This is a genomic window from Mycobacterium sp. 1245805.9, from assembly GCF_001672915.1.
Classification (GTDB): domain Bacteria; phylum Actinomycetota; class Actinomycetes; order Mycobacteriales; family Mycobacteriaceae; genus Mycobacterium.
In genome coordinates, this window is record NZ_LZKR01000046.1 from 34,037 (window position 1) to 40,324 (window position 6,288).

Consider the following 6,288-nt stretch of genomic DNA (forward strand, 5'->3'; position numbering starts at 1 on the left):
GGTACATTGGGCAGAACACCTTTCGCCCGTGAGCTGGGGGGACCACGAGAACTGGCTCACAACGCGGCGATTACGTTTTGGCCACCGTCCGTTCATGCGCGAGAATGCCGGATGGCCAAGGAGGGATCTGCGAATGGTTGAGCTCGGCAATCTCGCGGGGACGCGTGACGCCCAGTGGATCGGACGGCCGCACCACGAGGAACTGCAGCGCAAGGTCCGTCCGCTGCTGCCCTCCGACGACCCGTTCTACCAGCCGCCGCCCGGCTACCAGCACGCCGAGCCCGGCACGGTGCTGCGCTCGCGCGACGTCGAGCTGGCGTTCCTGGGGCTGATCCCCCAGCCCGTCAAGGCCATCCAGCTGCTCTACCGCACGATGAACATGAACGGCGACCCCGAGGCGACCGCGACCACCGTGATCGTCCCGGCCCAGCTGGCTCCGGGGCAGACCTGCCCGGTGTTGTCGTACCAGTGCGCGATCGACGCGATGACGTCCCGCTGCTTTCCGTCCTACGCGCTGCGGCGCCGGGCGAAGGCCCTCGGCTCGCTCAGCCAATTCGAGTTCGTGCTGATCAATGCCGCCGTCGCCGAGGGCTGGGCCGTGTCGGTGCCCGACCACGAGGGCATCCACGGTTCGTGGGGCGCGCCGTACGAACCCGGTTACCGCGTGCTGGACGGCATTCGCGCCGCGCTGAACTCGGAACAGCTCGGGCTGTCGGCATCGGCGCCGATCGGCCTGTGGGGCTACTCCGGCGGTGGCCTGGCCAGCGCGTGGGCCGCGGAGATGTGCGGCGACTACGCACCGGAACTGGACATCGTCGGCGCGGTGCTGGGCTCGCCCGTCGGCGACCTGGGGCACACGTTCCGCCGGCTCAACGGAAGCTTCCTCGCCGGACTGCCCGCGTTGGTGGTGGCCGCGCTGGCCAAGATCTACCCCGACCTGGACCGGGTGATCAAGGAGCACACCAACGAGGAGGGCCGCGCCCTGCTCGACTCGCTGCAGGACATGACGACCGTGGAAGCCGTCCTGCGGATGGCCGGCAAGAACATGGGCGACTACCTCGACGAGCCGCTCGAGGACATCCTGTCCACCCCCGAGGTCAGCTACGTCTTCGACAGCATCAGGCTGGGCGCCGCGGTGCCGACGCCGCCGGTGCTGATCGTGCAGGCGGTGCACGACTACCTGATCGACGTGCACGACATCGACGCGCTCGCCGACGCCTATTCGGCCGGCGGCGCCCGGGTCACCTACCACCGCGACGCGTTCAACGAGCACATCTGCCTGCACCCGCTGTCCGCGCCGATGACGCTGCGCTGGCTCACCGACCGGTTCGCCGGCCGGCCGCTGACCGAGCACCTGATCCGGACGACGTGGCCGACGATGTTCAACCCGATGACCTACGTCGGCATGGCGCGGCTGGCCAAGATCGCGGCCAAGGTCATCACCGGCCGCAAGGTCCCACACCGCCCCTTGTAAGGGGCCAGGCCCCCGCGCGTTTGTGCATCCTGGGCTTTCCGCGTGCATCCACGGCGGAAAAATCGCCCGGATCTCGCCGTGGCCTCACACCGAAAGCCGGGGGCTCACACTCGACGCGGCGGCTCTACGAGACTGCGGCCTCCGGGGCCTCGGGCTCCATCGGCAACGCGCCGGAAGGCCGCTCGGCCACCGGGAGACCGCCCAGGTCGTCGCGGGCGTCGGCCGCCGCCATCAGGGCGTACACCAGCGCCGCGATCCCGGCGGGCCACGCCAGCGTCACCAGCACCTGCGGCAGGTGGAGGGCGAAGAACACCGGCGGCGCCTGGGTGACGTAGGCGACCGGCGGAGTGCCCGACACCGCGACCGCGTCGAACTGCAGCGCGCCGTAGCGCAGCCGAACCAGCAGCGCGCCCGTCCCCGCGGCCACCGCGGCGGCGACCACCATGCCGAGCGACAGCCCGAGGACCATCGCGGGCCCGCGGTGCTCGCGCCGCTGCCACACCAGCACCGCGCCCACCACCGCCAGCGCCGTCAGCAGGCCCAGCAGCATGGCCGGCGCGATGAAGAAGTGCCCGGATTCGGTGCCCAGGTAGTCGTGGACCCGCTCGCCGGCCCGGGTGATCGCCACCACCGCGCGGATCGGCGGCGCGATCCAGGCCCACAGGCCCCCGATCGCGACGCCGGCCGCGGCCACCCCCAGCGCCGCAACGAGGACCGCGCGCGCCCGCGCCTTGCGCGGCACGCCGGCAGGCTCGAACGGCTCCGGTCCGGCGTGCTCGGTCACCGCTGCGCCTCCATGTCCGCCGAGTCCACCTCTCCGTGCCGCGAGCACTGCGCCCGCCAGCCGTCGGGCCGAACCTGGACCACCATCCGTCGTCCGCACTGCGCGCAGAACCGCGGTGGCTCGAGACCCAGCTGGGCGGCCGTCGGCACGGCCGTGCCCGCCGGTTCACCGGTGTAAACGTTGTACACGCCGGCGCTGACCGGGGCGCCCAGTTCCCGAACCACGGTCTTAAGTCTCTAACAGGCTGGCTTACAAACTGGCATTGAGCGCCTTGATCGGCATCTGCAGATCCTCGAGCAGTTCCAGGTCCGCCTCGGCGGGCCGGCCAAGCGTGGTCAGGTAGTTCCCGACGATCACCGCGTTGATGCCGCCCAGGATGCCCTGCTTGGCGCCGAGGTCACCCAGCGTGATCTCGCGGCCGCCGGCAAAGCGCAGCATCGTTCGGGGCAACGCCAGCCGGAAGGCGGCCACCGACTTCAGCGCCTCGCTGACGGGCAGCACCTCCAGGTCGCCGAACGGGGTGCCCGGCCGCGGGTTGAGGAAGTTCAGCGGCACCTCGTCGGGCCCGAGCTCGGCCAGGTCGGCGGCGAACTCCGCGCGCTGCTCCAGGGTTTCGCCCATGCCGAGGATGCCGCCGCAGCACACCTCCATGCCGGCGTCGCGCACCATCGACAGCGTCTCCCAGCGCTCTTCCCAGGTGTGGGTCGTCACGACGTTGGGGAAGAACGAGCGGGCGGTCTCCAGGTTGTGGTTGTAGCGGTGCACGCCCATCGCCGAGAGCTGCTCGACCTGCTCGGCGCTCAGCATCCCCAGCGAGCAGGCGATGTTGATCTCCACCTCGTCACGGATCGCCTCGATGCCGGCCGCGACCTGCGCCATCAACCGCTCGTCGGGGCCGCGCACCGCGGCCACGATGCAGAACTCGGTGGCGCCCGATTTGGCCGTCTGCTTGGCCGCTTCGACCAGGCTGGGGATGTCCAGCCGCGCGCTGCGCACCGGGGAGGAGAACAGCCCCGACTGGGAGCAGAAGTGGCAATCCTCCGGGCACCCGCCGGTCTTGAGGCTGATGATGCCCTCGACCTCGACCTCGGGGCCGCACCAGCGCATCCGCACCTCGTGGGCCAGCGCGAGTAGCTCCTCGAGCCGGTCGTCGGGCAGCTGCAGCACCTGCAGCACCTGGTCGCGGGTCAGGCCCTCGCCGCCGTCGCGCACCTGGCGGCGGGCCACCGCGAGGATGTCGTTGTTCGAGTCGTCGGCGTCGGTCGTCGGCCGAGTTGCCGCTTGAGTCACCAGGTACTCCCCTGCATCTTTTTGCGTGCGCGCGCACCCGCACCTGCCACGTCGTCATGGCAGCCTGAACAAATCGGTGTTCAAAGTAGGGTAACGGCCTCCGAAGATTGGGGCAGACGGGGTATGTCTGCACCATGAGTGTTTGGGAGGCCCAGCCGCACGTCGAGTACCTCGCCCACCACATGCTGCTGCTGGCGATCCCCGCCTTCCTGCCGGCGATCGTGGTGGTCGGCGTCATCCTGTACGTCGCGCTGAGAGACCGGCGCAACGGCGGCGAGGCGGGTGCGAACCAGCAAAGCGACGCCGCCGACAAGAAGCGTGATTGACGGGCCCTCGATCGGGGCATTCCGGTTCCTGCGAGCTGCATCACAGCTCGCCAGGCCGGGGTGCAGGAGGGTTTGACGATGAAATCGGCGGAACTCACTTTTGTGGCCGAGGCGCCGGCGCTCGGCGCCGGCCTCAACCAGGTGATCGGGTTGTCGATCGCCGCCATGGTGATCGGCGCGGCGATGCTGTGGATCGGTTATGCGCACCGCACCCACCGCATCGAATGGTTGACCCGGATCGCCGACAAGATGGGCGAAAAGTTCCACCGCCCCAACTGGGTCGCCCTGCCGGTGCTGGTCTTCACCACGTTCATCATTTGCGCCCTGTTCGGGTTCATCTGGGACGTCAGCTGGCACATCGGCAACGGCCGCGACCCCGGCCCCCTGGCGAACCCCGCGCACTACTTCATCATCATCGGCCTGTTCGGCATCTTCGTAGCGGGCATGTTGTCGATCGTGCTGCCGTTCGACAAGCCCGGCCCGGCGGCGGTGCGCATCACGCGTAACTGGTACGCGCCGGTCGGCGGGATTCTGATGGCGGGCTGCGGGCTGTACGCGATGATCGGGTTCCCGCTCGACGACATCTGGCACCGCATCTTCGGACAAGACGTAACCCTCTGGGGCCCAACGCATTTGATGATGATCGGCGGGGCCTGCTTTTCCCTTTTCTCGGTGCTGATCCTGGAGCGGGAGGGGGAGGCCCAGGAGGGCGCGGAGGTCTTCCACGGCCCGTTCATCACGTTCCTGCGCTACCTGTCCTTCGGCGGTCTGTTCATCGGCCTGTCCGTCTATCAGATCGAGTTCGACTTCGGCGTCCCGCAATTCCGGCTGGTGTTCCAGCCGATGCTGATCGCCGCGGCATCCGCGCTGGCGGCGGTGGCCGCCCGCCTGACCATGGGGCGCGGCGGCGCGGTGATCGGGGCCCTGTTCGCCATCGGGCTGCGGGGCCTGGTCGCGCTGCTGGTTGGGCCCATCCTGGGCGCGCCGATCAACTGGTTCCCGCTGTATCTGGGTCCGGCGCTGGTCGTCGAGCTGGTGGCGCTGAGCCCGCTCCTCAAGAGTCCCATCGCTTTTGGCGCCGTCTCCGGGCTCGGCGTGGCGACCGTCGGGCTGTGGCTGGAGTCGCTGTGGATCGGCGCGGTGTACCACTACCCCTGGCCGATGAGGATGTGGGGCGAGGCGCTGGCGATGTCGGTGCCCGTGGCGGTGCTGACCGGGGTGTGCGGGGCGATGTTCGGGATGGTGCTCACCGGGCAGCGGCTCCCGGGCCGCCGGGTCGGCATCGCCGCGGTGGTGTTGACGGTGCTGGTGATCGGCGTCGCGGTGGCCAACGGTTTGCACATCAACGTGCCGACGCAGAACACCGCCACGGTCACGCTGACCGACCAGCCCAGCCAGCCGGGGCGGCGGATGGTGTCGGCGGACGTGCAGCTCACGCCGCCGTTCCTCAGCGACCATCCGGACTGGCTGACGATCCTGTCCTGGCAGGGGCGCATGGAGAACAACCGCGGCCTGATGATCGACCGACTGGAGAAGGTCGGTCCGGGGCACTACCGGTCGACCCAGCCGGTTCCCGTGTGGGGAGAGTGGAAGACGCTGCTGCGGGTTCAGGATGGCCGCACGATGACGGCCTTGCCGATCTGGGAGCCGGCGGACGACGCCATTCCGGCACCCGAGGTTCCCGCGCTGGCGCAAAGCGTGCGGCCGTTCGTGCTGGAGGTCACGATCCTGCAGCGCGAACGCGACCAGAGCGCGCCGGCCTGGTTGTTCACCGCGGGCGGGATCGTGGTGCTGATCCTGACCCTGATGGTGATCAGCGCGCTGACGTGGGGCGCCGGCCGGCTGAACAACGCCCAGCAAGCGCCGGAGCCGGTCGAGGAAAGGCAGCCCGTGCCCGGGGCTCCCAGGGCTGCGTAGTGGCGATCGCAAGCGTGGCGCGGCCGGGCGCGGCGGGTCGCCACCATCGGCGTCGCGTGATGACGGTTCGCAGCGCCCTCGTGGTAGCGTGGGCGGCCGCTTTGACGTGCGGGCTGGTCGCCTGCGGCTCCCAGCCCCAGTCCCCCGCCGCGGCGCCGGTCGTCGACGTCATCATCGCCAAGGGCCAGGTCACCCCGACCAACGCCACGCTGCAGGCCAAGGTGCACCAGCCGATCACCCTGCGGGTAACCAGCGACGCACCCGACGAGTTGCACGTGCACTCGACGCCCGACCACAAGTTCCCGGTCGCGGCCGCCGCCGGGCAAACCTTCCAGTTCAGTGTCGACGTCCCTGGGAACGTGGAGGTCGAGCTGCATCACCTGGACCGCACGATCGCGACGATCCAAGTCCAGCCGTGAGCGGCGCCGGCGCGACGGCGGTGCTCGCGCACGGTCTGGGTGGGTCGGGCGACCTTCCGGTGCCGTACCTGTACGCGA

Annotated in this window: 7 protein-coding genes; 4 read left to right on the forward strand and 3 right to left on the reverse strand. The window is 69.8% G+C overall.

Going from position 1 to position 6,288, the window contains the following annotated elements:
• Positions 1 to 133 precede the first annotated feature (133 nt).
• The gene (locus tag A9X00_RS07470) at positions 134 to 1,474 is read left to right on the forward strand and encodes a lipase family protein (protein ID WP_067151252.1); all 1,341 of its coding nucleotides are present in this window, start codon (positions 134 to 136) and stop codon (positions 1,472 to 1,474) included.
• Between the two features lie 124 nt (positions 1,475 to 1,598).
• Here the strand turns inward: A9X00_RS07470 and A9X00_RS07475 are convergent, their stop codons facing one another.
• The 3 genes from A9X00_RS07475 to bioB are packed head-to-tail and all read right to left on the reverse strand — an operon-like array spanning position 1,599 to position 3,548.
• Positions 1,599 to 2,258 carry a DUF2567 domain-containing protein gene (locus A9X00_RS07475; RefSeq protein WP_067151255.1) on the reverse strand — a complete coding sequence of 220 codons (660 nt, stop codon included), beginning with the start codon at positions 2,256 to 2,258 and terminating at the stop codon, positions 1,599 to 1,601.
• Positions 2,255 to 2,482, reverse strand: a complete 228-nt coding sequence (locus A9X00_RS07480) for a hypothetical protein (RefSeq protein WP_066931726.1) — start codon at positions 2,480 to 2,482, stop codon at positions 2,255 to 2,257. Before A9X00_RS07480 ends, A9X00_RS07475 begins: the two co-directional genes overlap by 4 nt.
• A gap of 25 nt (positions 2,483 to 2,507) precedes the next feature.
• Positions 2,508 to 3,548: a biotin synthase BioB gene (gene bioB, locus A9X00_RS07485; protein ID WP_067151258.1), complete on the reverse strand. Its 1,041-nt coding sequence runs from the start codon at positions 3,546 to 3,548 to the stop codon at positions 2,508 to 2,510.
• A gap of 134 nt (positions 3,549 to 3,682) precedes the next feature.
• Between bioB and A9X00_RS07490 the strand changes: the two genes are divergently transcribed.
• The 3 genes from A9X00_RS07490 (at position 3,683) to A9X00_RS07500 (ending at position 6,210) form a co-directional block, all read left to right on the forward strand.
• The gene (locus A9X00_RS07490; RefSeq protein WP_067151260.1) at positions 3,683 to 3,874 is read left to right on the forward strand and encodes a hypothetical protein; all 192 of its coding nucleotides are present in this window, start codon (positions 3,683 to 3,685) and stop codon (positions 3,872 to 3,874) included.
• 78 nt (positions 3,875 to 3,952) lie between these two features.
• Positions 3,953 to 5,791 carry a hypothetical protein gene (locus tag A9X00_RS07495; RefSeq protein WP_067151263.1) on the forward strand — a complete coding sequence of 613 codons (1,839 nt, stop codon included), beginning with the start codon at positions 3,953 to 3,955 and terminating at the stop codon, positions 5,789 to 5,791.
• A gap of 59 nt (positions 5,792 to 5,850) precedes the next feature.
• The gene (locus A9X00_RS07500; protein ID WP_067151266.1) at positions 5,851 to 6,210 is read left to right on the forward strand and encodes a hypothetical protein; all 360 of its coding nucleotides are present in this window, start codon (positions 5,851 to 5,853) and stop codon (positions 6,208 to 6,210) included.
• Positions 6,211 to 6,288: the final 78 nt, after the last annotated feature.